24 protein-coding genes and 1 riboswitch are annotated in these 23,179 nt (G+C 71.2%); of the genes, 8 read left to right on the top strand and 16 right to left on the bottom strand.

What is annotated here, in order from left to right:
• The first annotated feature begins 269 nt into the window (after window positions 1-269).
• Window positions 270-1,637: a hypothetical protein gene (locus ABZ444_RS33070; protein WP_358005472.1), complete on the top strand. Its 1,368-nt coding sequence runs from the start codon at window positions 270-272 to the stop codon at window positions 1,635-1,637.
• Here the strand turns inward: ABZ444_RS33070 and serS are convergent.
• From serS to ABZ444_RS33050, 4 genes are all read right to left on the bottom strand, one after another.
• Window positions 1,601-2,863 (bottom strand): serine--tRNA ligase, encoded by a 1,263-nt coding sequence (gene serS, locus ABZ444_RS33065; protein WP_357983018.1) that lies wholly within the window; start codon window positions 2,861-2,863, stop codon window positions 1,601-1,603. The two genes, ABZ444_RS33070 and serS, sit on opposite strands and share 37 nt — an antisense overlap.
• A gap of 121 nt (window positions 2,864-2,984) precedes the next feature.
• A complete protein-coding gene (gene pheA / locus ABZ444_RS33060) occupies window positions 2,985-3,905 on the bottom strand; it encodes a prephenate dehydratase (RefSeq protein WP_357983015.1) in 921 nt (306 codons plus the stop codon).
• 73 nt (window positions 3,906-3,978) lie between these two features.
• The gene (locus tag ABZ444_RS33055) at window positions 3,979-4,401 is read right to left on the bottom strand and encodes a DUF4446 family protein (protein ID WP_358005469.1); all 423 of its coding nucleotides are present in this window, start codon (window positions 4,399-4,401) and stop codon (window positions 3,979-3,981) included.
• Between the two features lie 22 nt (window positions 4,402-4,423).
• Complete coding sequence (locus tag ABZ444_RS33050) at window positions 4,424-5,614, bottom strand: glycosyltransferase 87 family protein (RefSeq protein ID WP_358005466.1); 1,191 nt, start codon at window positions 5,612-5,614, stop codon at window positions 4,424-4,426.
• A gap of 285 nt (window positions 5,615-5,899) precedes the next feature.
• On the opposite strand from ABZ444_RS33050, the gene ABZ444_RS33045 reads away from it, so the two are divergent.
• Window positions 5,900-8,299: a hypothetical protein gene (locus ABZ444_RS33045; RefSeq protein ID WP_358005463.1), complete on the top strand. Its 2,400-nt coding sequence runs from the start codon at window positions 5,900-5,902 to the stop codon at window positions 8,297-8,299.
• On the opposite strand, the gene mptB is transcribed toward ABZ444_RS33045, so the two are convergent.
• From mptB to ABZ444_RS33030, 3 genes are all read right to left on the bottom strand, one after another.
• Window positions 8,184-9,716 (bottom strand): polyprenol phosphomannose-dependent alpha 1,6 mannosyltransferase MptB, encoded by a 1,533-nt coding sequence (gene mptB / locus ABZ444_RS33040; RefSeq protein ID WP_358005460.1) that lies wholly within the window; start codon window positions 9,714-9,716, stop codon window positions 8,184-8,186. The genes ABZ444_RS33045 and mptB overlap by 116 nt on opposite strands.
• Before the next feature lie 212 nt (window positions 9,717-9,928).
• Window positions 9,929-10,660: a glycosyltransferase gene (locus ABZ444_RS33035; protein ID WP_358005457.1), complete on the bottom strand. Its 732-nt coding sequence runs from the start codon at window positions 10,658-10,660 to the stop codon at window positions 9,929-9,931.
• Window positions 10,657-11,004, bottom strand: coding sequence for an STAS domain-containing protein (locus ABZ444_RS33030; protein ID WP_352318253.1), 348 nt, complete (start codon window positions 11,002-11,004; stop codon window positions 10,657-10,659). Before ABZ444_RS33030 ends, ABZ444_RS33035 begins: the two co-directional genes overlap by 4 nt.
• Window positions 11,005-11,191: 187 nt before the next feature.
• On the opposite strand from ABZ444_RS33030, the gene ABZ444_RS33025 reads away from it, so the two are divergent.
• Entirely contained in the window at window positions 11,192-11,590 is a 399-nt protein-coding gene (locus tag ABZ444_RS33025) for a hypothetical protein (RefSeq protein ID WP_357982994.1), read from the top strand.
• An 82-nt stretch (window positions 11,591-11,672) separates the two neighbouring features.
• Here the strand turns inward: ABZ444_RS33025 and ABZ444_RS33020 are convergent, their stop codons facing one another.
• Window positions 11,673-12,824 carry an ATP-binding protein gene (locus ABZ444_RS33020; RefSeq protein ID WP_358005453.1) on the bottom strand — a complete coding sequence of 384 codons (1,152 nt, stop codon included), beginning with the start codon at window positions 12,822-12,824 and terminating at the stop codon, window positions 11,673-11,675.
• Window positions 12,821-13,522 (bottom strand): response regulator transcription factor, encoded by a 702-nt coding sequence (locus ABZ444_RS33015; protein ID WP_358005450.1) that lies wholly within the window; start codon window positions 13,520-13,522, stop codon window positions 12,821-12,823. The genes ABZ444_RS33020 and ABZ444_RS33015 overlap by 4 nt, the downstream gene beginning before the upstream one ends.
• Before the next feature lie 91 nt (window positions 13,523-13,613).
• Between ABZ444_RS33015 and ABZ444_RS33010 the strand changes: the two genes are divergently transcribed.
• The 3 genes from ABZ444_RS33010 to ABZ444_RS33000 all read left to right on the top strand — a co-directional run bounded on the left by ABZ444_RS33010 (window position 13,614) and on the right by ABZ444_RS33000 (window position 14,702).
• A complete protein-coding gene (locus ABZ444_RS33010) occupies window positions 13,614-13,787 on the top strand; it encodes a hypothetical protein (protein ID WP_352318261.1) in 174 nt (57 codons plus the stop codon).
• The gene (locus tag ABZ444_RS33005) at window positions 13,787-13,984 is read left to right on the top strand and encodes a DUF6412 domain-containing protein (RefSeq protein ID WP_358005446.1); all 198 of its coding nucleotides are present in this window, start codon (window positions 13,787-13,789) and stop codon (window positions 13,982-13,984) included. Before ABZ444_RS33010 ends, ABZ444_RS33005 begins: the two co-directional genes overlap by 1 nt.
• Before the next feature lie 76 nt (window positions 13,985-14,060).
• Window positions 14,061-14,702 (top strand): YidC/Oxa1 family membrane protein insertase, encoded by a 642-nt coding sequence (locus ABZ444_RS33000; protein ID WP_358005443.1) that lies wholly within the window; start codon window positions 14,061-14,063, stop codon window positions 14,700-14,702.
• On the opposite strand, the gene ABZ444_RS32995 is transcribed toward ABZ444_RS33000, so the two are convergent.
• Both ABZ444_RS32995 and ABZ444_RS32990 read right to left on the bottom strand, forming a co-directional pair.
• The gene (locus ABZ444_RS32995) at window positions 14,699-15,124 is read right to left on the bottom strand and encodes an ATP-binding protein (protein WP_352363279.1); all 426 of its coding nucleotides are present in this window, start codon (window positions 15,122-15,124) and stop codon (window positions 14,699-14,701) included. The genes ABZ444_RS33000 and ABZ444_RS32995 overlap by 4 nt on opposite strands.
• A gap of 151 nt (window positions 15,125-15,275) precedes the next feature.
• On the bottom strand, window positions 15,276-17,144 hold the full coding sequence (locus tag ABZ444_RS32990) for a PAS domain-containing sensor histidine kinase (protein WP_358005440.1): 1,869 nt from the start codon (window positions 17,142-17,144) through the stop codon (window positions 15,276-15,278).
• 95 nt (window positions 17,145-17,239) lie between these two features.
• On the opposite strand from ABZ444_RS32990, the gene ABZ444_RS32985 reads away from it, so the two are divergent.
• Entirely contained in the window at window positions 17,240-17,812 is a 573-nt protein-coding gene (locus ABZ444_RS32985; protein ID WP_358005437.1) for a methylated-DNA--[protein]-cysteine S-methyltransferase, read from the top strand.
• Here ABZ444_RS32985 and ABZ444_RS32980 read toward each other — a convergent pair.
• From ABZ444_RS32980 to ABZ444_RS32965, 4 genes are all read right to left on the bottom strand, one after another.
• Window positions 17,798-19,141: a cytosine permease gene (locus tag ABZ444_RS32980; protein WP_358005434.1), complete on the bottom strand. Its 1,344-nt coding sequence runs from the start codon at window positions 19,139-19,141 to the stop codon at window positions 17,798-17,800. The two genes, ABZ444_RS32985 and ABZ444_RS32980, sit on opposite strands and share 15 nt — an antisense overlap.
• A riboswitch (TPP riboswitch) is annotated at window positions 19,132-19,245 on the bottom strand. It overlaps the preceding gene by 10 nt.
• Window positions 19,246-19,296: 51 nt before the next feature.
• The gene (locus ABZ444_RS32975; RefSeq protein ID WP_357982967.1) at window positions 19,297-19,620 is read right to left on the bottom strand and encodes a rhodanese-like domain-containing protein; all 324 of its coding nucleotides are present in this window, start codon (window positions 19,618-19,620) and stop codon (window positions 19,297-19,299) included.
• A gap of 26 nt (window positions 19,621-19,646) precedes the next feature.
• Window positions 19,647-20,525 (bottom strand): DNA-formamidopyrimidine glycosylase family protein, encoded by an 879-nt coding sequence (locus tag ABZ444_RS32970; protein WP_358005431.1) that lies wholly within the window; start codon window positions 20,523-20,525, stop codon window positions 19,647-19,649.
• A gap of 37 nt (window positions 20,526-20,562) precedes the next feature.
• On the bottom strand, window positions 20,563-21,168 hold the full coding sequence (locus ABZ444_RS32965) for a TenA family protein (RefSeq protein ID WP_358005428.1): 606 nt from the start codon (window positions 21,166-21,168) through the stop codon (window positions 20,563-20,565).
• A 22-nt stretch (window positions 21,169-21,190) separates the two neighbouring features.
• On the opposite strand from ABZ444_RS32965, the gene ABZ444_RS32960 reads away from it, so the two are divergent.
• Window positions 21,191-21,838, top strand: coding sequence for a GPP34 family phosphoprotein (locus tag ABZ444_RS32960; RefSeq protein WP_358005425.1), 648 nt, complete (start codon window positions 21,191-21,193; stop codon window positions 21,836-21,838).
• A gap of 61 nt (window positions 21,839-21,899) precedes the next feature.
• Here the strand turns inward: ABZ444_RS32960 and ABZ444_RS32955 are convergent, their stop codons facing one another.
• On the bottom strand, window positions 21,900-23,162 hold the full coding sequence (locus ABZ444_RS32955) for an LCP family protein (protein ID WP_358005422.1): 1,263 nt from the start codon (window positions 23,160-23,162) through the stop codon (window positions 21,900-21,902).
• Between the last annotated feature and the right edge of the window lie 17 nt (window positions 23,163-23,179).

Here is a 23,179-nt window from a genome sequence, read left to right as displayed (position 1 = left end):
TCGCCCCGGAAACCGTCACTCGGCCCTCGACAGAGCCTGAAGAGGCCGTGGCGGCTCCGACAGGCATCGTTCGGCCCCTCCCCATGTCCGGACATGTACTCGCCCGTCAGAGGCCGTCTGAAGCGTCCGCCGAGGCTCGTCCACAGGTGGATGCCGCTCTGTGGACAAAGGGGAGTTTCACAAATCAGTCACGGCCTCGGGCGGGGCCCAACTTCCCTCCGTCTCCCGCCATCCACTCGTATATGAGGTACGCGTGGTTATGTCACCCCGTGACCATCACCGGGGTCATCCTGCTCCTGCTCAACGACCACCTCTTCAAGCCGCTCTGGCCCGGCCTCCTCACCGGCAAGCTCAGTGACCTGGCCGGACTCGTGGTCGCCCCCGCCCTGCTGGCACTGCTCCTCGGGCGCCGCGCCGACCTGGCGGCCACCGTCCTGACCGGCCTGCTGTTCACGTTCATGAAGGCCACGGAGACGGGCGCCGATCTCGCCTCCCAGGGCTGGAGCCTCGTGGCCGGGCCCTCGCGCGTCCTGGCCGACCCCACGGACCTGATCGCCCTGCCCGCCCTCGCCCTGGCCTGGTGGGTACGGCAGCGCAGCGCCGGCACCGACTCCCCGCGCCGGCGGATCATGGTCACCGTGCCACTGGCCGTCCTGGCCGTGACCGCCACGGCAGCGTCCGTCCCCCCGTCGGCGGCCCTGTCCGTCGACGTGACCGAGTCGGGCAAGATCGTCGTTGGGACGACCGGCGCGGAACAGCGCTCCCGCCTCTCCGACGACGGCGGGACGACCTGGACCGACGGAACCGCCCCTACCCCGGCCCGGACGTCGATCAGCGCCCAGTGCGTGCCCGGCCAGGCGACCCGCTGCTACCGCGTCCGCCAGAACCACCTGGGCGTGGACCAGTCGGACGACGGCGGCCTGACCTGGCGCCCCTCCTGGCAACCGTCCCCCGACGCCCACCTCCGGCTGACCAGGAAGTACGGCGCGGACGAGAGCATGCTCATGTCATACGACCTGGCGGTCCAGGCCAGGCCCGGCGGGCACGTCGTGGTCGTCGCCAACGGCGTGGACGGCATCCTGGTCAGGGACGTGTCAGGCGCCTGGCGCCGCCTCGGCTGGTCCTACACGCTCGACGCCTTGCAGGCCGACGAGGTGGACCTCAGCCCCGAGCGGAACATCGCGCTCTTCCTGGCCGTGTGCATGCTGCTGGGCGGCGTCGGCGCCAGGATGCGCAGATATCAGGGCGGGTTCGCGATCTCAGGGATGATCGGGGCGCTGGCCGTGTTCGCCGCACTGGACAGCGAGACCGGCGAGGTGGTGTTCGTCAACCTCACCGCCGTGTTCGGCTGGGCGGTGGCGCTGGCGGCCGGGCTGCTGTGCTTCGTACTGGCCTGTGACGGGAAGCCGCAGCCGGTGAGCGCGGCGACCGGCGTGGTGGCCGCGCCGCTGGTCTACGCGGCCGTCTACCTGCCCTTCCACGGCTGGGCACGCGGCACGCCCGAGACCCATGGGACCGCCGTCACGCTCGCGGCCCTGCTGACCTGCCTGATCGTGATCGCGGGCGTCGCCGTCATCGCGATCGACGCCCGCCGCCACTCCTACTTGGACGGCTCCAGCACGTCGAGCCCCACGTAGGGACGCAGCGCCTTGGGAACCACCACCGAGCCGTCGGCCTGCTGGTGGTTCTCCAGGATCGCCACGATCCACCGGGTGGTGCCCAGCGTGCCGTTGAGCGTGGCCAGATGCTGGGGCTTGCCGTCTTTGTCCCGATACCGGACGGCGAGCCTGCGCGACTGAAACTCGGTGCAGTTGGAGGTCGAGGTCAGCTCGCGGTAGCGCCCCTGGGTCGGGATCCACGCCTCGCAGTCGAACTTGCGCGCCGCCGACATGCCGAGATCGCCCGCCGCCGTGTCGATGATCCGGTAGGGGACCTCGATCTTGGCCAGCATCTCCTTCTCCCAGGCCAACAGCCGCTGGTGCTCCTCGTGCGCCTCCTCGGGACGGACGTAGGAGAACATCTCCACCTTGTCGAACTGGTGGACCCTGATGATGCCCCGGGTGTCCTTGCCGTACGAGCCCGCCTCGCGGCGGAAGCACGACGACCAGCCCGCGTAGCGCAGCGGCAGCTCGTCGCCGCTCACGATCTCGTTGGCGTGGTAGCCGGCCAGCGCCACCTCGGAGGTGCCGACGAGGTAGAGGTCGTCCTCCGGCAGGCGGTAGATCTCCTTGTCGTGGGCCACGTGGAAGCCGGTGCCCTGCATGGTCTCCGGCTTGACCAGCACCGGAGTGATCATCGGCGTGAACCCGGCCTCGATCGCCTGCTGCATCGCCATGTTGAGCAGGCCGAGCTGCAGGCGCGCGCCGACGCCCTTGAGGAAGAAGAACCGCGAGCCGGACACCTTGGCGCCGCGCTCCATGTCGATCGCGCCGAGCGCCTCGCCCAGCTCCAGGTGGTCCTTCGGCTCGAAGTCGAACTGGCGCGGCTCCCCGAACGTCTCCAGGACGACATAGTCGTCCTCGCCGCCAGGAGGGGCGCCTTCCTCGACGATGTTCGGCACCGTCTGCATGAGCTGGTCGAGCTCGGCGGCCAGCTTCTCCGCCTCGGCCTCGGCGGCCTTGACCTGGCTCGCGAGGTCTTTGGCCCGCTGGAGCAGCGCGGCCTTCTCCTCGCCCTGCGCCTTGGAGACCGACTTGCCCATGCTCTTTTGCTCAGCGCGCATCGACTCGAACGAGGTCAGCGCGGATCGGTGGCGCTCGTCGAGGTCGAGCAGCGTTGCGACGACGGAGTCGTCCTCACCGCGGGCACGCTGCGACGCCCGTAGCCGGTCGGGATCCTCACGAAGGGTACGCAGGTCAATCACAAGGAAAGGCTACCGGCGCCCGCCCCCACCCCGCCCCCGGATTCTCCGGCACGCCCTTCGAAGGCGCGCCGCCGCCCGCCGCTCGCAACCGCCACGAACCGCGCGAACGCCCCCGGGGCGGTCAGACCTGGCCGGACCTGACGCGGGCCAGCCAGTCGGCGGCCTCGGCGAACTGGGTGTCGGCCGTGCCTCTCTTGATCTGCGGCGCGACCCCGTCGGCGCGGGGGTAGCTGCCGAGGAAACGCACCTCGCCGCAGATGCGGTGGAGCCCGGCGACGGCCTCGCCCACCCGCGCGTCGGCGATGTGCCCCTCGAAGTCGAAGTGGAAGAAATAGCGCCCGATGCCGTCGCCCGTCGGCCGGGACTCGATGCGGGTCAGGTTGACCCCGCGCACGGAGAACTCGGTCAGCATCTCCAGCAGCGCGCCCGGGTGGTCGTCGGCCAGGAAGACCACCAGCGTGGTGCGGTCGGACCCGGTCGCCTCCGGCAGCGGCCCCGGACGGCTCACCTTGACGAACCTGGTCACCGTGTCGGACCGGTCGCCGATGTCGCCGGCCAGCGCGACCAGCCCGTAGTGCTCGCCGGCGATGCGCGCGGCGATGGCCGCGTCGTACGGCGAGCCGGGCAGCGAGACCTCCTGGGCCGCGGCGGCGGTGGAAGGCGCGGCGACCACTACGGCGTCGGGCAGCTCACGCGCGATGTATGCGCGGCACTGCGTGATGGCCGCGGGATGGGTGTAGACCCGCTTGATGTGCGCGATCTCGGTGTCGGGCCTGGCCAGCAGCGAGAACTGGACCGGCAGCAGCAACTCGGCCGTGATCATCAACGGCTCGCCCCAGGCGAACTCGTCGAGCGTCGTGGTGATCGCGCCCTCGATGGAGTTCTCCAGCGGCACGACGGCGCCGTCGGCGTCACCGGAACGGGCGGCGTTGAGCGCCGCGCTCACCGTGGCGCAGGGCAGGCGCTCGGCGGCGGGGTCAAGGAGCCGCAGGGCCTCTTCGGTGAAGGTGCCTTCCGGGCCGAGATAGGCGAGTCTGGGCATGCATCCAGAGTATCCGCAGGTGGTCGCAGCACGCCGCCCTTTCGCCGACCGCGTACGGCACTCGTACGGACACTCAGTGTGAGCTCCTGAGGACCCGCGGCGGGACCAGCGGCCCCAGCCCGAGCCGGGCCGCCCGCACCGCCTGCTCCTCCTCCGGCGACAGCGGCTGCTGCCCCTTTCCGCCCACCACCGGACGCACGTACGTGCGCGTCTCGCTGGTGCCGTTGATCGAGGTCAGCACGATGCCGTCGCCCAGCCCGTTGATCATGGCCACCGAGAACGAGAGCCTGCCGCTCATCTCGGCGAGCGCGTCGTAGCGGCACACGGCCACGTCTCTGATCGCCTTGAGGTCGCCGGCACCCTCGCTCGTCTGCCTGGCCACCCTGCGCAGACAGTCGTCGACGGCGGCCCTGGCCTGCCTGAGGCCCATGTAGCCGATGAACACGCCACTCACCCCGGCCACGAGGCCCACGACTACCCAAGCGGTAACGAGCACGACACAGAGGGTAATACTCCGGTCAAGCCGCTTGCCGCCGTTTGGGCAACCAGGACGCCAGCAGCCAGACCAGAACCAGCGCCCCGAGCCCGAACCCGTCCTGCACGATCTTCCCGAGCACCAGGCTCACCCCCGGGATCCCGGCGGCGATCAGCGAGACCCCCCACCAGGGCACGGGCACCACGTAGAACAGCCAGACCCCCGCGGCCACCCGCAGCCTGACCGGATCGCGCCCGTCGCCGGCGATCGCCCCCAGCACCACGACCACCCAGGCCAGATGGTGGATCCAGGCGACCGGCGAGAGCAGCACCGCCATCAGCGAGGTCAGCGCCACCGCCGTCAGCTCGTCCTTCGCCTGGTACGCCGCCCGCGCCGCGCGGAACCCGTACCAGGCCACGGCCGCCACGATCACGGCCCAGATCACGAACGTCAGCGACTCCGGCATGTACAGCCGTAGCAACATGCCCCGGATCGACTGGTTCGTCGTGGCGGTGTTCGCCCCCAGCCGCTCCGGATCGAGCAGCGCCGAGAACCAGAAGGCGGACGCGTCCTGCGGGATCACCACGAACGGCAGCACCGTCAGCATGGCCGCCACGAACGCCGCCATGAAGAACGTCCGCCACTGCTTGGTGACCAGGAAGTAGATCAGGAAGACGCCGGGAGTCAGCTTGACGGCCGTGGCCAGCCCGACCAGGAACCCCCGGGGCAGCCAGGGCCGCCGCGCCAGGCAGTCCACCAGGCACAGGGCGACCAGCAGGATGTCCACCTGCCCGAACCGCACCTGGTCCCGGATCGGCATCAGGTACGTGCAGGCCACCATGAGCAGCCCGAACACCCACGGCACGTAGGCCCGCAGCGCCTGACGGAAGGCGAACCAGACGGTGACCGCCAGCGCCGCGAAGATACCGGCCGTCCACACCCATTGGGCGGTGCCCCAGGACATCTCGGCCAGCGCCACGGCCAGCATCGCCGCGATGGGCGGATAGGTGAACGGCAGCAGCTGGGGCGCCGGGGTGAAGAAGTCGTACACCGGACGGCCGTCGAGCAGCATCTGCCCGCCGGTACGGTAGACGTCGAGGTCGACGAGCCGCTGGTCGTCCGGGTTGGTCAGCCACGTGTGCACAAGAGGCGCCGCCGCCGCCGCGACGACGAGCGCCACCACCGCCCACGCCCACCACTGCCGCCGGATCACTCGCACCTCGCCTCTTGTCACGATGTGGCACGTTACCGTGGCTGTTGATCGAGGGCGCAGACACTGGGGGTTCCGTACATGCCTTACGCCACGCTCGGGGGCGAGCACCAAGCGCGACGCGTACGCCCCGCAGCCCCAGGCGCCCTCCCCCCCGAACCAGTGCGCCAACCCACCGCCCCACCCCGCACCCCCCTACAGCGCCTAAAGCCTCAGCAGCACCTCATAGCCAGGTCGCCCCACCAGCCCCTGAAGCCTCTTCAGCGCCTCCGGACAGCGGCGCCTCGGGCGCGCCGCCATCTCGTCACGGTGCTCCTCGGCCTCCTGCTCGCCACCCTCCTCCTCCCCGGCACAGCCGCCGCCGCTTCCCAGAGCGGCACCACGACCGTTCAGGGCGGTGCCGCGGCCGTCCAGGGGAGTGCCGCGGCGGCCGCGGGCAACGGGGTCTCAGGGCAAGGTGGGCCGGTGGGGCGGCGGGTCGTCGTGGTGGGCGTTCCCGGGCTGCAGTGGAGTGACTTCAGTGAGGCGGGCACGCCCACCCTGTGGAAGCTCGCCGCCCAGGGCAGCTCGGCGTCACTGTCCACCCGCGCCGTCCCGCCCAAGGACCGTGGCGTCACCTGCCCCATGGCGGGCTGGCTGACCGTCTCCGCGGGCCAGCGCGCCGGGACCCCCGGACAGGGCTGCCCCGCCCCGACGCCTCCTCAGCCCGACGGGGAAGGCGCCACCGTCCCCGGCTGGCGGGAGCTGGTGGCCTTCCAGGCCGACACCGGCTACGCGGCCCAGCTCGGCACGCTCGGCCAGCTGGTGACGGACGGCGGGGGCAAGGTGGCGGCGATCGGCCCCGGCGCCGCCCTCGCCGCCGCCGACAAGACCGGAAAAATCACCAAATACGCCCCCACCCTCGACGGCCTGAACGACCTGACCCCCTACAACCTGATCGTCTTCGACGCCGCCGACCTCGCCACCGCCTGGGCCCGCGGCCCGCTCGACGATCACGCGATCCCGGCCTCCCTCCCGGCCGCCGAACGTCAAGCCGCCGCAACCAGGGCAGACCAGCAGATCGCCGCCCTGATGGGCAAGGTGCCCCCGAACACCACCGTCCTGCTCGCCGGCATCTCCGACATCAGCCCGAACGCCCACCTCCACGCGGCCCTCGCCACGGGACCGTCCCCGAGCGGGCAGCCGTACCCGCAGGGGGGCCACCTCACCGCCTCCTCCACCCGCCAGGACGGCCTGGTCACCATCACCGACCTCACCGCCACCGCCATCCAGCTCCTGGGCCTGACCGCCCCCCGCGACGTGGTCGGCCGCGCCTGGCAGCCCGACGGCAACGCCCCCGCACCGGCCGCCGCCACGGTGACGCGACTGGCCGACGGCGACCTGGCCAGCCAGGTGCTCCGGGACGTACGCGGGCCCTTCTTCACCGTCCTCGTCAGCGTGCAGCTCCTCTTCTACGCCCTGGCCGCCCTGGCGCTCCGCCGCCGCCGCTCCTCCCGCGTCCGGCAGACCCCACCCGCGCCCGACGACGCCGGCTCATCGGCCGCCGACGACCACACGCCCCCGCCGCCCGCCGCCGTGAAGGGTGCCCCCGCGGCCAACGGCCACCCCACCCCGGCTGCGGGCGGCGACCCGGCCGACGCCTCGAAGCTGCTGGCCGCCATCCAGGTGGTGGCGACCGTCAGCGGCGCCATCGCCGTCTCCACGTTCCTGGCCCAGCTCGTGCCGTGGTGGAGCCTGCCGATGCCGATGGTCTCGGTGATCGTGACGATCCTGGCCATCGCCGCCCTGATCACCGCCCTCGCGTTCGCCGGCCCGTGGCGTGCGCACGTGCTCGGCCCGCTCACCGTGGTCGCGGCCGTCACCTCGCTCGCCCTCCTCATCGACGTGATGACCGGCTCGGCACTCCAGGTGAACGCCGTGACCGGCTACGAACCCGTCACCGGCGGACGTTTCTACGGCTTCAGCAACATCGCCTTCGCCGTCTACGCCACCGGAACGGTTCTCGGCCTGGCCGGGGTGGCACATTGGCTGCTCGGCAGGGGCGTCTCCAGGACGGTGGTCGTGGCACTGTGCGGCCTGTACGGCGCCTTCGCCGTCTTCGCGGACGGTTCGCCCTCGTGGGGCGCGGACTTCGGCGGTGTCCCGGCGTTCGTGATCGGGGTGGCGGTCTTCCTCATCCTGCTGTCCGGCAGGCGGGTGTCGGTGGTGAAACTCCTGCTCGTGGGGGTGGGCGCGGCCGCGCTGATCGCCGCCATCTCGGTCTTCGACTGGATGCGCCCGGCCGACAGGCGCACGCACCTCGGCGCGTTCGTGCAGCAGATCATCGACGGCCAGGCGTGGACCGTCGTCGGACGCAAGTTCGGGGCCATGATCGGCGTGACCGTGGGCAACTGGCCGTTGACCCTGCTCTCGCTGGTCGCGCTGGCGTTCCTGTTCCTGGTGCTGGCCCGCCCGTCGCGGTGGGGCGCCTCGGCGCTGGGTCAGGCGTACACGCTGGCCCCGCCGCTCAGGGCCGGCCTGTTCGGGACGCTCACCTGCGCCTTCATCGGCTTCCTGATGAACGACTCGGGCATCGCCATCCCGGCCATGGCGCTCACGGTGGCGGTGCCGCTGACGCTCGCGGCCTGCGTACGGGCCCTCCAGCTCGCCACGCCCACGCCACCAGCAGGACGGTCAGCGCCAGCAGCGCCCACGCGATCTGAGGCCTGAGGACGCCGCTGAGCCATTCGACGCCCGGCGGCTGCCCGTCGACCCGGGCGGGCAGGTAGGCCAGGGACAGGACCAGCAGGTGGGCGACCATGAACCCGTCGACGGCCGAGGCGCCCACCAGGGCGAGCATCCCGAACGCCAGCCCGTCGTACCAGGGCAGGATGTACGGCGTGGCGAACAGGTAGGCCACGACGAGCGCCGCCGCCACGACCGGCGCCTCCAGCCCTCCGGAGGCCCCCGGCCCCTGGCGGGCGGCGGACCGCCGGGACGCCGGCCGCAGCAACGCCCAGGCGACGAGCACGAGCACCACCAGCGCACCCACCTGGATCTCACCCCGGTACGCGCGCCCCGTGCCCACAAGGGCCCAGAGCCACCCCTGCACCAGCTTCCAGAACGAGGCGTGCGAGATCGCCTTGCTGGTCGTCGTCACCGGCGCGATCGCCTCGGGCCCGACGACCGCGTAGCCGACGACCACCACGGCCAGCGCGCCGGCCGCCATGACGGCGAGCCGCCCCGGACGGCGGCGCAGCTCCCACGCGGGCCCCAGCGCCACCAGCCCCGCGTTGAGCTTCGTCGCCACCCCGAGCCCGAGCAGCACCCCCGACGCGACCGGACGTGCCCTGGCCAGCAGCGCGGCCACCATGCAGGCGATGGCGAGGGTGTCGGCGTGCATGCCCGCGACCAGGTGGTAGAGCAGGAGCGGATTGGCCGCCCACAACAGGGCGGCCCGCAGCCGCCGGGCGGGATCGTCCCTGGTGAAGCGGTCGATCAGCAGGGCCGTGACGACGAAGGCGGCGGCGTTGAACACCGCCAGCACGAAGATGGTCAACCGGAGCGAGTCGCCGCCGATCCAGCTCGCCAGCGCCTGCAGAGCGGTGGCGACGGGCCCGTAGACGCTGGGTTCCTCGCGCCACGGCCGCTCGACCGCGTCGGCGACGGGATCGCCCGGCAGGTCGTCGGCGCCGTGCGTGTAGGGGCTCAGCCCCAGCGTGACCATCCGGCCGTACACGGCGTAGTTGAGATGGTCGCCGGAGCCCGAGGGAGGCAGGAACGCGAGCACCCCCGCGGCGAGACAACCGAGCAGCACCAGGGGCCGGGCACGCAGCCCGGGACGCGGCCCGGCGGCCAGCGCCGCCAGCAGCCCGACCCCGCCGAAGACCAGGGCCGCTGCGGCCAGGACGAGCACCGCATAAGGATCAGGACGCGCATCCAGCCAGTACGGCGGCTGCCACCCCGGCCCGCCCAGCGCGGGAACCATGGGAGAAGGCCCGAGCAACCCGATCGTGATCGTCAGGAGCACCGAGACCGCGATCATCACCAGCCCGGGAACCGCGAGCCGCGCTCGAACGGCGGCGGCCGGCCGCCCCGGTCGAGGCACCGCCGCCCGCCCACCGGCCGCGGAGGCCCGGGCGAACACCGGCCGCCCACCCCACGCAACACCCCCGCCGCCGCCCGCCGAGAACCGGCGCCGGTCGGTGGCAGACCACGGAAGCCGCAGCGATGGCACCCAGAAGGGTGGGGCTTGTGCCTGTTTGCGGCGTCTCTCCGAAGTCACCCGCAAATTCCAGCACACTCGTCACGGCCCCAGCCCCAGATCATCCACGCCTGTGGATAACCCGGAGCCCGAAATCACCGCTTAGGAAGGAGTTTGCCAAGATTTTCGACGACCACCGGCTCCCGGCTCGCCAGAGCCAGCGCCACGTCCCTCAGCTGCCGAGCGCGGTGCAACTGGGCCCGCCAGTCGTTGCCGGTGGCCCGGTGGGACATCTCCACCTCGACCTCGACGACCCTGAACCCCTTGCGCAGCAGGTCGATCGTGAGCGCCGTCTCCACGCCGAACCCGTGCGCCAGCGGCCGGGCGGCCTCGAAGGCGGCTCTGGTCAGGCAACGCTGGCCGTTGAGCGGCTGGGCGGCCTCGAAGCCGGTGGCGCGGCGGATGCCGTCCTTGGACACGCGCACGACTAACCCATGGCCGCCGAGCTTCACCCGCGTGCCGAACAGCGCGATCGTCATGTCGGCCTTGCCCTCGCGCACGGGCTCCACCAGCGGCGCCGCGGCGCTCGCCGTGTCACCCAGGTCGGCGTCGAGGAAGAGCAGGTGGCGAGGGGTACGGTCCTCGTCGAGGAGGCGTACGGCCTCCGCGCCCGTCTCCATGGCCGCGGCCTTGCCGCGGTTGCGGCTGTGGCGGACCACCCGCGCGCCCGCCGCCCGCGCCACCTTGCCGGTCCGGTCCGTCGAGCCGTCGTCGACGACCACGACGAGATCGACACCCGGCAGGCCGGCCGCCGCGGCGACGGTGGCGGCGATGCGATCGCCCTCGTTCACCGCGGGAATGACGACAGCCGTGTCAGCCTGCGTCATGATCCCTCGGTGATGAGGAACTCCTGAGGCAGCTCGTCATGCACGGTGAACACCGAGACGAGCCCCGTCACCTGCAGGATCTTGCGGACGGCCGGACGCGGCGCGGCCACCTCCAGCACACCTCCCCGCTCTTTCATGCGCTTGAGCGCCGAGAGCAGCACGTTCATCCCCGTGGAGTCGCAGAAATCCACGGCGGACATGTCGATGACCACCCGGCTGGGCTCGTCCTGCAGCAGCCGAGTGAACTCGGCCTGCAGGTGAGGCGCCGTATAGAGGTCGATTTCTCCGGTGATGGCAACGAGTGCGCACCCGGCATGTGATCGAGTCGAGACCTTGAGCTCCACATGGGCAGGCTAGCGGCGCGGAGGCTTCCGGTCACGTTGTCACGCCGAGAGGTGAACGACAGGTTTTTGTCCTCCGTTTGGGCTCCATCAAAACGGAGAGTACGCGAAGCTTGACAGCGTGACACCGGAACCGGCAGCGCTTCATGGAGAAGGAGGGGCTGTGGCCCGCCCCATGGGCCTCGTATCGATGAATGCAGAGAAACCTGAAGATCCACAGCGTCAGGGGCTCCGGGAACGTCTGGAGACCATCCTCATCCGCACAGAAAAGGCCACGTCATGGCATGACGAAGCAGCGCGCCTGCGCGGTCTGCTGAACCACGAGGGCTACGTCCCGATCCGCACCAGGCTGGCGAGCGAAGACCTCGACTTCCTGGCCGGCTCCCGCGCCGACCTGCTCAGGTTCGCCGAGCTCGGGCTGCGGCTGCTCGACCTGCACCAGCCGCGCGACGCGGGTGGCATCACGAGCGACACCGCCAACCCGATCCTGCGGTGCCGGAGCTGCATGTGGCGCTGGCCCTGCCCGACGTTCCGGGCGATGTCGGAGTCGTTCGGGCAACGCGACACCGCGCTCCCCGAACCCGCCTGACCCGGGCCACCAGACCCGGGCGACCCACGATCGAGGAGCGAGACCAGAGCGGAAGATCGAGGCAGGACACCGTGCGGGAACGTCAACTTCCGGACACCAGGGGCAACCGGATCTCGAACCGGCACCCCGGTCCTTCGTTGACCACCCCGATCATCCCATCATGCGCCTCGACGATCCCCTGGGCGATCGCCAGCCCGAGCCCGGCGCCGCCGTCGGCGGTGGGCGTACGCGCGGCTTCCCCCCGGAACGCCACCTCGAACACCCGAGGCAGATCCTCCTCGGGAATCCCCCCGCAACCGTCGGCCACCGAGACGCAGGCCATCCCCTGCTCGTCCACCCCGGCCCGCAGCACCACCGCCCGTTCCGACGGCGTGTGCCGGATGGCGTTGACGACCAGGTTCCGCAGGGCCCGGCCCAGCGCGGCCGCGTCGGCCTCCACGGGCACGGCCCCCGCCGCCTCCGCCGTGAGCACCACCCCCTTGGCCCTGGCCAGCGGCTCGGCCCCGGCCAGCGTGTCCGCGACGAGGTCGGCGAGCCCGATCCTGGCCCGCGAGAGCCGCAACGCGCCCGCGTGGATGCGCGACAGCTCGAACAGGTCGTCCACCATGGCCGAGAGCCGCTCGACCTCCAGCTTGATCTGGCCGTGGTAGCGCGCGACCGTCGCGGGGTCGGCCACCACGCCGTCCTCCAGGGCCTCGGCCATGGCCCGCAGGCCGGCGAGCGGCGTGCGCAGGTCGTGGCTCACCCAGGCGACCAGTTCCCGGCGCGCGCCTTCGAGCGCGCGTTCCCGCGCGTACGCCTCCTCAAGGGTGCTCGCGATCTCCTGGAGCTCGGCCGGCAATCCCAGCGGCGCCCTGAACGGCACGTCGCGCACGGCCGCCACCAGCCGCCTGCTCTCCCCCACCACCCGCCTGGCCAGTACGAACGCGACCCCGAGCCCCACCAGGCCGCCCACCGCGACCACGCTGAGCACGAAGTCCTTGACCGCACCCTCGATGATCATCTTCATGGTGATCGCGACCACGCCCGCCAGCGTCGCCGCCACGGCGACCACCACGACGACGGCCAGCATCACCCCGATCGACCGGGTCCGCAGCCGTCCCATGGCCCATACGCCGGCGGCGGCGACCAGCAGCCCCAGTCCCGCCGAGACGGCCACGACCATGGGCAGCTCGCTCACCGACACCATGGCCTGCGGGCACGCCCCGCCCAGGCAGGGCTCGGGAGGCGTCACCCCGCGCTCTCCTGTGGCTCGTACCGGTAGCCGACACCCCATACCGTGACGATCCGCCGCGGCTCGGTCGGGTCCGCCTCGACCTTCTCCCGCAACCGCCGCACGTGCACGGTCACGGTCGAGGAGTCGCCGAACGACCATCCCCACACCTGGTCGAGCAGCGCCGACCTGCTGAACGCCTGCCGCGGGTTGCGCATGAGGTAGGCCAGCAGGTCGAACTCCCTGGCCGTCAGCATCACCTGCGTGCCGCCGAGCCGCACCTCGTGGGCGCCGACGTCCACGACGAGGTCGCCGTCGCGCAGCACGCCGGTGCCGGCCGTGACGGACGCCCCCCGCGCCCGGCGCAGCACCGACTGCACGCGCAACGCCAGCTCCCGGGGGCTGAACGGCTTCGTCACGTAGTCGTCGGCCCCGGTCTCCAGGCCCACCACCCGGTCGATCTCCTCGCCGAGCGCGGTCAGCATGATCACCGGGACCGGCCACCGCTCCCTGAGCTTCCTGCACACCTGGAGCCCGTCGATCCTGGGCAGCATCAGGTCGAGCACCATGAGGTCGGGCGGGTCGGCCAAAGCCCTGCGCAGCGCCTCGGCGCCGTCGCCCACGCACTCCACCTCGTGCCCGTCGCGCTCCAGATAGCGCGCCACGACCTCGGACACGGTCGGATCGTCGTCGACCACCAGGATGCGGGTGTTCACCATCTCACCGTACGGCTGAGCCCCACGTGGGGGACATGTACGTCACAGGTTCGTAAGCCTCGCGGATCATGCCCCGAGGACGTACGGTGGCCTCATGAGTAGAGTCGTGATGCTCGTTTTAGGGACCCTTCTCGGTCTCTTCGTGCTGTTCAACTTCCTCCTGCCGCTGCTGGCAGGTCTGTTCAAGCTCGTCCTGATCGTCGGGGTCGTCGCCCTGGTCGTCTTCATCGCGGTCACCGTCGTCGGTAAGTCCCGTTCGTCGCAGTGATGTCGTTCCTGTTCGATCCGTGGCTGGTGGGGATCACCATGATGGCGATCCTCCTGCTGGCCACGTGGGCTGCCACGTTGCTGCCCACCCTCGGCGGTGAGTCTCCCGGCTTCCCGCTGAGCTACGCGCGCCGCACGGCCTTCCAGCGGCTGCGCGATCCCGACGCGGCCGGACGCCCGCGTCCACGAGCGCCTTAGGCGAGCCCCGCTTCCCGTCAAAGCGGGGCTCATCGTCATGTGTGAGCCCTGGTCCGTCGTCATGTCTGAAGGGCTCATGATCGATTCACTTGTCACGTTCGTCATCGGCGTGTCCGGCGGCCACGCCGCGCTCGCCATCGTGCTGTTCACCCTCGCCGTACGCCTGGTCCTGCTGCCGCTCAACGTCCGCCAGGCGCGGGCCGGCCAGGTCCGGCAGCGGCTCGCGCCGAAGTTGCAGGAGCTGCGCAAGCGCCACGGGCGCGATCCCGAGCGGCTGTCCAAGGAGCTGACCGCTCTGTACGCCCGGGAGGGCACGTCGCCGTTCGCGGGGATCTTGCCGATGCTGGCGCAATTGCCGTTCATGTGGCTGATGTTCAGGGTGGCCACGCATCCGACGGCACTGGCCGGTCACACTCTGTTCGGGACGCCGCTGGGCCAGCAGCTCGCGGGCGTGGTGGCCAATTTCGGTCTGATCAGTTGGCCGGTTTCGGTCTTTGTCATCGTGATCGCGGGGCTCGTGCTGCTGGCATGGCTGTCGGCACGCTCGATCAAGGTGTCGGAGGAGCAGCCGGAGCTGCTGCGCAAGGTCATGCCGCTGTTGCCGTACGCCTCCGCGCTGGCCGTGCTCGTGCTCCCCCTGGCGGCCGGCCTGTACCTCCTGGTGTCCACGGCATGGGCCGTCACCGAACGGGCCGTACTGGCGGCCAGAACCGCCTAACCGGCCTCCTTCAGGGCCGCGACCTGCCCGTTCACCGCCGCCCCGTTGGGTGCGGGCAGGATCGCCCACACCGTCGTCGTGTCACCGTCGTGACGAACCCCCCAGCTCTCGGCCACGTATTCGACGATCCCCAGCCCCCGGCCCCCGAGCGAAGACAGGGTCGGGCGGCCCGCCCGCGGCTCTGTCGCCGCACCCCCGTCGCTGACCGCCACCTCTATGTGATCGTCGCTACGCATCCAGGCGACCCTCACCATGCCTGAAGGCAGCGGATGCGCGTGCCGCAGCGCGTTGCTCAGCAACTCGCTCACCACGAGCACCGCATCGTCGATCGCGGCGGTGTAGACCCCACAATCCTGCAGGTCAGTGCTCAGACGCTGGCGGGCGACGGCGACGCTGGACGGCGCGTACGGCAGCAGCACCACGCTTGACACACCCACCTCCCCGTTCCCTGTGCCCCCCGCGGGAACACTCCCCGGTACGACCGAAATGCCCCGTTAGCCAATCGCAGAAACCGCATCTCGATCACAGCTTGTACACATTGGACGATAGATCAGCTCAACTGTGACCACCTCGTTACCGCATCGGTGTGTCGGATCGGATAGGGGAAGCGCGTCTCAGGATCAAGCGCATCCTCGTACCCCCTCCGGGCCTCGATTGAGCACTCACTTCTCCCCCCTGTGCCCTGGCCAGACTGCGCACGATGTAGAGGCCGAGCCCCACTCCACCAAAGCGTCTCCGGTCCCCGCTGTCCACCTGGACGAAGCGCTCAAAGATCCGTTCGCGGTCAGGCGGTGCGATTCCGACCCCCTCGTCATCCACCACTACGACCACGCCGTCGTCCTCGGGCCAAGCTTCAACACAGATCAATCCACCCATTGGGGAATATTTAAACGCATTCTCCAGCAATTGCCCCAAAACGATGTCGGTTGCCAGGGCGTCGCCCAGCACCGGAGGCAATTCGTCCGGGATGCGCACCTCGACGCGGTGGCGGTCGGACAAGGTGGGAAGGCCGAGCGTGGCCGCGTGGATCCGGGCCGCGAGGTCGAACGCCTCGATCCGGACGGCCAGCTCGTCCGCGCCCGCCCTGGCCCCCAGCAGCAGGTGGTCCATGAGCTGCCCCAACGATCCGGCCCGCTCGGCGATCGTGTGCACGGCCGAGCGCCGTTCCGCGTCGCTCATCTTGTCCCACCGCGCGTCCAGCGTGCCGGCGAACCCGCGCACGATCGTGATCGGCGTACGCAGCTCATGGCTGGTCGTGGCCAGGAAGAGGTCTTTGGCCTCCTCCAGCTCCTTGGCCTGGGTGACGTCGCGGAAGTCGATGACGATCTCGCCGGTCTCCTCGATCCGCGCGCTCACCACGTCCAGCCAGCGCCCGTTCTCCATCTGGAACGTGAGCTTCTCACCGGGGCTCGGCAGCGGGAACGGCGGCGGCCCGCCGATCACCGCGTCGGCGGGGAAGGCGGTCAGCTCGGCCGCGGCGGGGTTCCAGCGCACGACCCGGCCGACGTCGTCCAGCACGGCGATGCCGTCGGCGCTGGCGTCGAACACGGCCCGCTCGTGCGCCCGCTGCCGCACCGCCTCCTGGTAGGCCACCGCGTTGCCGACCGCGATGCCGGCGTGCCCGGCCAGCAGTTCGAGCAGCTCCAGCTCCAGGTGGCCGGGGGCGGGCCCGGCGAACAGCGCGTAGAGGGCGCCGTAAGGACGGCCGCCGACCGCGGCCAGGCCGAGCGCGATCGTGTGCAGCCCGTTGAGCCTGGCCCACACCAGGTCGCCGAGCCCCTGGGACTCCAGCATGACGGTCTTGCCCGTACGTAAGAGTTTGTCCACCAGGCTCGTCCGCAGGCCGGTGGTGGTGCCCCTGAGCGTCTCCGGCAGCCGGTACGTGCTGACCAGCCGCAGCCGCTCCCCCTCGATCAGCACGAAACCGCCCGCGTCCGCGCCCGTCAGCTCGGTGAGGCTGGCCGAGATGCGGTCGAGCACGGCCGGTAGCTCCAGCTCGGAGTTGATGTCGCCGACCACGTCGGTGAGCCGGCGCACCAGCCTGGCCCGGCGTTCCATGCGCAGCCCGGCGACCTCGTCGGCCCGTGCGGGATGGTGGGCCAGGACGTAGCCGACCACGGAGTTGCCCATCCGCAGGGCGTTGATGTCCACCCGCAGGTCGAGCGACCTGCCGTCCTTGTGGACGCGCTTGGTGCGCAGCGACACCTGCCCCCCGGTGCGTACGCGCTCCAGCACCGCGTTGTGCTCGGCGGCCAGCTCGTCGGGGACGATCGGCGCCCGGCGCCCCAGCATCTCGGCCGCCGTCCAGCCGAACAGATGCTCGGCCGCCGCGTTCCAGACCAGCACGCTCTGGTCGCGGTCGAGCGCCACCACGGCGTTGGGGGACCCGGCGAGCACGGCGCGAGCGATCTCCTCGTCACTGCCGACCCATGCGTACCCCACACCTCCATAGTGCACGTGGCGTGGTGGGTCTGACGGGCGATCCGTCCGATACGCTGCGCTCACGAAGATTCCGGTGGCTGAAACGGGTGAGAGGCATGTCGAGCAGCGACCTCGATGCCCTGCTGAGAGTGACCTCCAGCACCTACAAGGGCGAGGGGCCACCGGCCGTCGCGTTCGGCACCTACGACGGCGCCGTGGGCAGGCTGGTGCTCGCGGTGACCGGCAAGGGCATCGCGGCCTGCAGTTTCGAGGCCGAGAACACCGTGTTCGAGCGGGTGGCCAAGGAGGTCGGCACGTTCATCGGGCCCGACGCCCGCCGCCTCGACCCGGTGCGCCGGGAGCTCGACGCGTACTTCTCCGGCCGCCTGCGCACCTTCGCCACGCCGGTCGACCTCGCGCTGGCCACGCCGTTCGCCCGTACCGTGCTGCAGAAGACCATGGCCGTGCCCTACGGGACGACCACGACGTACGAGGAGATCGGCGCGAGCATCGGACGGCCGCGCGCCCTTCGCGCGGTCGGCAACGCGGTCGGCGCCAACCCCGTGTGCGTGATCGTGCCCTGCCATCGGGTGGTCCGTGAGGACGGCGAGCTCGGCGACTACGCCGGAGGCGTGGCCGCCAAGCAGCACCTGCTCAACGTCGAACGCCGGGCCTCAGCGGGCCGCTGAGCGGCGCCGGCCCCTGGTGAGCACGCCGATGAGCAGCGTCACCAGGGCCGCGACCAGCGCGCCGCCGAGCGCGCCGTTCATCCACGGCTCCCGCGTGAAGCCGACGACGTCGCGGGCGGCGGCCCAGAAGTCGTCCCAGCCGGCGACCGTGGGCGTCGAGGTGGTGAACCAGTAGGCGGCGAAGCCCAGCGCCCACGGCAGCAGCATCAGCCAGCGCGAGGGCGCGTCCTCGGCGGTGTTCCAGCGGGCGGCGCCGCCGAGCACGAAGTAGTCGACGGCCAGCACCGCGAACATCGGCACGAACACCGCGCCGATCACCCCGAGGAACGCGCCGTAGGAGGTGACGTCCACGACCAGGGCGATCGCGGTGGTGAGCACGCCGATCGCGGTCGAGACGACCCGGCGGTCGACGTTCGGCATGAGGTTCTGCAGCGAGACGGTGGTGGAGTAGACGTTGGCGAAGGACTGGTCGGTCTCGCGCAGTACCAGGATGCCGAAGAACAGCGCGCCCAGCGGCGCCGCGACGAACGGCTGGAACACGACCATGCCGTCGGCCTGGACCGCCTGGGCGCCCGCGATGGCCACCGCGTACACGCCGAGGGCCAGGCAGGCCACCTGGGCGACGGTGTAGCCGCCGACGACCCCGGTGAAGGCGGCCCGGCTGGAGCGCGAGTGCCTGGCGAAGTCGGCGGCCATCGGCACCCACGACACCGACAGGGCGATGACGTAGTCGACGGCCGGGGCGAAGGCCGTCCACGACCCACCTGTGTACGTCGGCGCCTCGCCCAGGAACGACACGGTGAACCAGATCAGCGACACGATCACGCCGGCGGTGACGTACCGGCGCAGCAGCCTGATCGACCCGAGCGGCCAGACGGCGAGCGCGGTGGTCAGCACCCCCGCCACCACCACCCACACCTGGTACGGGACGCTCCCGAAGATCGCGTTCGCGGCCTTGGCGATCACCCAGAGCTCGAAGGCCCCCCAGCCGAGCATCTGCACGATGTTCAGCACGGACGGGACGTACGACATCTTCGCCCCGAACAGCCCGCGCAGCAGCACCATCGCCGGCCGCCCGGTCTGCGTGCCGGGGATGGCCGACAGACCGACCATGGCCGTGCCGATGAGGCTGCCGACCACGGCGGCCGTGAGCGCGGCCACGAGGCTGAGCGGCGCGCCGCCCAGGGGGTCGATCAGGACGAGCGCGCCGGAGAAGCCGAGGAGGCTGACACCGAGGTTGGCCCAGAGCGCGCCCTGGTCGAGGACGCCGAGGGTCTTGGGGGGCGCGCCGTCAAGGGTCAGCGGAACTTCGTCGACGACATGCGTCATCGCACACTCCCTACGCCGGCATTATCCGGACAGGTTCAGGCGGTCGGCAGCGGCTGTGTTGCTGCCCTCTCAGCCCGGCACCCCGAGCTCCCGCGACTATGCAGTTGGCGCCCTCATCATGCCTTAATGGCGGCAGAACCGCCACAGTGGGGCATTCAGGCCACGAAAGGCTCCTGCCCGGTCTCGCTGACCATCGGACGGCGCGCGAACTCCCACGACTGCATGCCGCCGCCCACGTTGACGGCGTCGCGCCCCAGCTGGTTGAGCCACGCCGCGACCTGCATCGACCGGCCGCCGACCCGGCACACCACGTAGACGGTGCGGTCGGCGGGCACCTCCTCGACCCGGCCCTGGATCTGCGACATGGGGATGTGCACGGCCTCGGGGGCGTGGCCGGCGAGCCATTCGTCCTGCTCACGGACGTCGAGCAGGTAGGCGTCGTCGGGAACGGCGGTGGCCTCGATCTCAGGAACGGTCATGCCTCCATCATCCCGCGCCCGGGACCCTACTTGAGCAGGCGCGACATCCGCCGGTCGGCCAGCGGTCTGCCGCCCGTCTGGCAGGTCGGGCAGTACTGGAGCGCGGAGTCGGCGAAGGACACCTCGCGGATCGTGTCGCCGCACACGTCGCACGGCTGGCCCGCCCGGTTGTGCACGCGCAGCCCGGACTTCTTCTCCGCCTTGAGGTCTTTGGCGGCCAGCCCGTGCGCCCGTTCGACGGCGTCGCGCAACGTCGTCACGATGGCCTCGTGCAGGTCGGCGATCTGCGCGTCGGTCAGCGACGCCGCGATCTTGAACGGCGACATCTTCGCCGCGTGCAGCACCTCGTCGGAGTAGGCGTTGCCGATGCCCGCGATCACCTTCTGGTCGCGCAGCAGCCCCTTGATCTGGGTGCGGTTGCCGCCCACGATGCGCTTGAGCGCCTCGACGGTGAAGGCGTCGTCGAGCGGGTCGGGGCCCAGGGCGGCGACGCCGGGCACGTCCTCCGGCTTGTCGGTGACGTAGACGGCAAGCCGTTTCTGCGTGCCGGCCTCGGTCAGCTCGAACCCGGGGGCCAGGCCGTCGTCGTCCGGCGCCAGCCGTACACGTACGGCCAGCGGCCCCTTGCCCGGCCGTACCGGCCGCGCGCCGGTCAGGTCGTCGCGCCAGCGCAGCCAGCCGGCGCGGGCCAGATGGATGATCAGGTGCAGGCCGTCGCAGTCGAGGTCGAGGAACTTGCCGTGCCTCGACACGCCCGTGACGGTGAGCCCGCCGAGCGCGGTGACCGGCGGGTCGAACGTCTTGAGCGCCTGGAAGCCGACGACGTCGACGCCGGCGATCGAACGGCCGACCGCCCGCTCGCGCAGGAAGTTGGTGAGCGACTCCACCTCGGGAAGTTCCGGCATGCCACCAGGGTATGGCGCGCACCGGGCCGGCACGCGACTACGGCACGTCCCAGAAGGCGAGCTCGTGTGCCATGCCCTCGGCGAACAGCGCCTCCGCCCGTACGGGGTCGGGGTCGGCCTCGTCGATCATCTGCCCGATCCGTACGGTCAGCGCCGCGAACGCCGGGTCGGCGTAGGTGTCCACCCAGGCCCGGTACCGCGGCTCGGCGGGCGGGTTCTCGGCAAGGATCTTCCCAAGACTCGAATATCCCCACATACACGGATAGAGCGCCGCCAACCCCTCCCCGTACGACCCCGCCGCCTCCAGCAGGAACGCCGTGTACGCCGCACACGCCGGCCCCTTCACCGCGTTGTCCAGATCGGCCCCGAACTCCGCCGACAACGACCGATGCAGCCGCAGTTCGTCGTGGTACGTCGCATGCGCCAGATCCACCAGGTCCCCCAGATGCCCGTCCGGCGCCTGCCAGGCCAGCCTGGAGAACACCCGCACATAGTCGAGCAGGTACAGGTAGTCCTGCTCCAGCCAGGACCGGAAGACCGGCTCCGGCAGGTCGCCCCGCCCGATCCCGGCCACCGTGGGGTGGTCGAGCTGCGCCTGGAGCAGCGGCCGGCCGATCGCGTGAAGTTTTTCCGAAATGCTCATGCTGGGAGGTTAGTGTCGGGGCATGACCGTGACGATTGCCGAAGAACTCCTCCTCCTCGCCCACGACGAGGAAGAGGGCAAGCAGCTCATCGGGGGCGTCCAGCTCAACCCCGCGCTCGGCGGCGCGATCCTCGCCGAGCTGGCCGCCGCGGGCCGCGTCGAGCTGGCCGACGACAAGGTGACGGTCAAGGACGCCACCCCGCTGGGCGACACTGAGCTCGACGCCGCCCTCGCCCGCATGGCCGAGGACGGCAAGGCCAGGAAGCCCGCGTGGTGGGTGCAGCGGCTGCAGACGGACAAGCTGCGCAGGCGCCTGCTCACCAGGCTCGCCGAGGCGGGCGTGCTGGCCGAGGAGCGCGGCCGGGTCCTGGGCATCTTCCCGACCACCCGCTGGCCGGAGTCGGACCCCCAGGTGGAGGCCGACGTGCGCGAACGCGTGACGTCCGTCCTCGCGGGCGCCGACCCCGACGAGCGCACCGCCACGCTGATCGCGATCATGCACGCGGCGAAGCTCGACCGCAAAGCCTTCCCCGGCGCCGACCTCGATCGCGTCAAGGAGGTCGCCGAGGGCGAGTGGGCCGGCCAGGCGGTCGCCAAGACGATCACCGCCATCACCGCGGCCGTCGCCGTCACCGCCTCCACCGCCGCGGTCGTCGCCGCCACAAGCTGAGCCGGGCCCCGGCCGAGCCGGGCCCGGCCGCCCCCGCGAGGCTCGCGCCTCGCGGGGCAGGTCAACCGGCGTCCACGATCTCCTTCGGCACCGGCTTGTCGGCCTTCAGCGCGTCGAAGAGGGCCAGCGCCTTGAGCCGGTCCCACTTGATCGCCGCGCCGCCGCCGGCGACGATCTCGTTCCCGCCGAACGGCACCACGGTCGTGACCGGGCTGTCGCCCATCGCCAGCCCCAGCGAGAGCATGTCGAACGCGCCGGTGCTGGAGTCGACCTCGACCGCGTCCGTGGCGCTCATGGCCAGCGGGATCGACGTGAACGGGTTGATCAGCACACCCGGACTGGCGGCCTTCTTCACCACCGCGCCGAGGAACTGCCGCTGCCGCTTGGTGCGCTCGAAGTCCGGCAGCGCGCCGCCCTTGCGGGTGCGTACGTAGCCCAGGGCCTGGGAGCCGTTGAGCACCTGCTTGCCCTTCTTGAGCTTGAGCCCGGCCTTGGGGTCGTCGACGTCGGCCCGGACGTTGATCTCGACGCCGCCGATCGCGTCCACGATGTCCACGAAGCCGGCGAAGCCGATCTCCATGTAGTTGTCGACGTGCACGCCGGTGACGGTCTCGACCGTGCGGACCAGCAGCTTCGGCCCGCCGGACGCGTACGCCGAGTTGAGCTTGTCGCGCCCGCGCCCCGGAATGGTCACCGCCGAGTCGCGCGGAAGGCTGACCAGGGTGGGCTTGTCGCCGTTGTCGGAGATGTGCAGCAGCATCATCGAGTCGGTGCGCTGCCCGACCGCGCGCCCGGTGGCCAGCTTCTTGCGCTCGGCCGCGGTCAGGCCCTTGCGGCTGTCGGAGCCGACCAGCAGCCAGTTGGTGCCGGGTGTGTCGGCGGGCCGGCCCTCGTAGTCGTCGAGCACCCCGTCGATGCCCGCCAGCCGGGAGTCGATCCAGAAGAACAGGCCCACGGCCGCCACCAGAAGCAGCGCGACCAGGCCCGCGACGATCTTCAGGACGGTCCGGCCGCGCACCCGCGGCCCCCTGGGCCCGCGCGGCTCCCTCGGCGCGGGGTCGCCCGCCGCCCTGAGCGGTTTGACCGGGCTGTTCCCGGCGCGCTCGCGTCCGTAGACCTTTCCCGATCGGGGAGGCGGCGGAGGCGGCGGCGACTGCTGCTCGTCGGAGTAGGCCGGCAGCTTGGACGTGGCCGCGTTCGGCACGCCTGGCGGGACCCGGTGGGCGGGTGCGCCACCGGAGCGCGGCCCGTCGCCGGGCCTCGGTGGCAGCGGGCGGCCGTCGCCCGGCGAGCGCATGGCCCGCGTACGGTCGTCCTCAGACACTTCGCCTTCTTCCCTTC

This window comes from Nonomuraea sp. NPDC005730 (genome assembly GCF_040630865.1).
In the GTDB taxonomy this organism is placed as follows: Bacteria; Actinomycetota; Actinomycetes; order Streptosporangiales; family Streptosporangiaceae; genus Nonomuraea.
Note: the sequence above shows the minus strand (reverse complement) of the source record. Positions and strands in the feature narration are given on the sequence as shown.

Coding starts and splice junctions, on each gene's coding strand:
- ABZ444_RS33035 (WP_358005457.1), bottom strand. CDS start 10,660: ATGACGCAGGCTGACACGGCTGTCGTCATTCCCGCGGTGAACGAGGGC.
- ABZ444_RS32960 (WP_358005425.1), top strand. CDS start 21,191: ATGACCGTGACGATTGCCGAAGAACTCCTCCTCCTCGCCCACGACGAG.
- ABZ444_RS33025 (WP_357982994.1), top strand. CDS start 11,192: ATGAATGCAGAGAAACCTGAAGATCCACAGCGTCAGGGGCTCCGGGAA.
- ABZ444_RS32965 (WP_358005428.1), bottom strand. CDS start 21,168: ATGAGCATTTCGGAAAAACTTCACGCGATCGGCCGGCCGCTGCTCCAG.
- ABZ444_RS33015 (WP_358005450.1), bottom strand. CDS start 13,522: ATGGTGAACACCCGCATCCTGGTGGTCGACGACGATCCGACCGTGTCC.
- pheA (WP_357983015.1), bottom strand. CDS start 3,905: ATGCCCAGACTCGCCTATCTCGGCCCGGAAGGCACCTTCACCGAAGAG.
- ABZ444_RS32970 (WP_358005431.1), bottom strand. CDS start 20,525: ATGCCGGAACTTCCCGAGGTGGAGTCGCTCACCAACTTCCTGCGCGAG.
- ABZ444_RS33000 (WP_358005443.1), top strand. CDS start 14,061: ATGATCGATTCACTTGTCACGTTCGTCATCGGCGTGTCCGGCGGCCAC.
- ABZ444_RS33010 (WP_352318261.1), top strand. CDS start 13,614: ATGAGTAGAGTCGTGATGCTCGTTTTAGGGACCCTTCTCGGTCTCTTC.
- ABZ444_RS32980 (WP_358005434.1), bottom strand. CDS start 19,141: ATGACGCATGTCGTCGACGAAGTTCCGCTGACCCTTGACGGCGCGCCC.
- ABZ444_RS32975 (WP_357982967.1), bottom strand. CDS start 19,620: ATGACCGTTCCTGAGATCGAGGCCACCGCCGTTCCCGACGACGCCTAC.
- ABZ444_RS33005 (WP_358005446.1), top strand. CDS start 13,787: ATGTCGTTCCTGTTCGATCCGTGGCTGGTGGGGATCACCATGATGGCG.
- ABZ444_RS32985 (WP_358005437.1), top strand. CDS start 17,240: ATGTCGAGCAGCGACCTCGATGCCCTGCTGAGAGTGACCTCCAGCACC.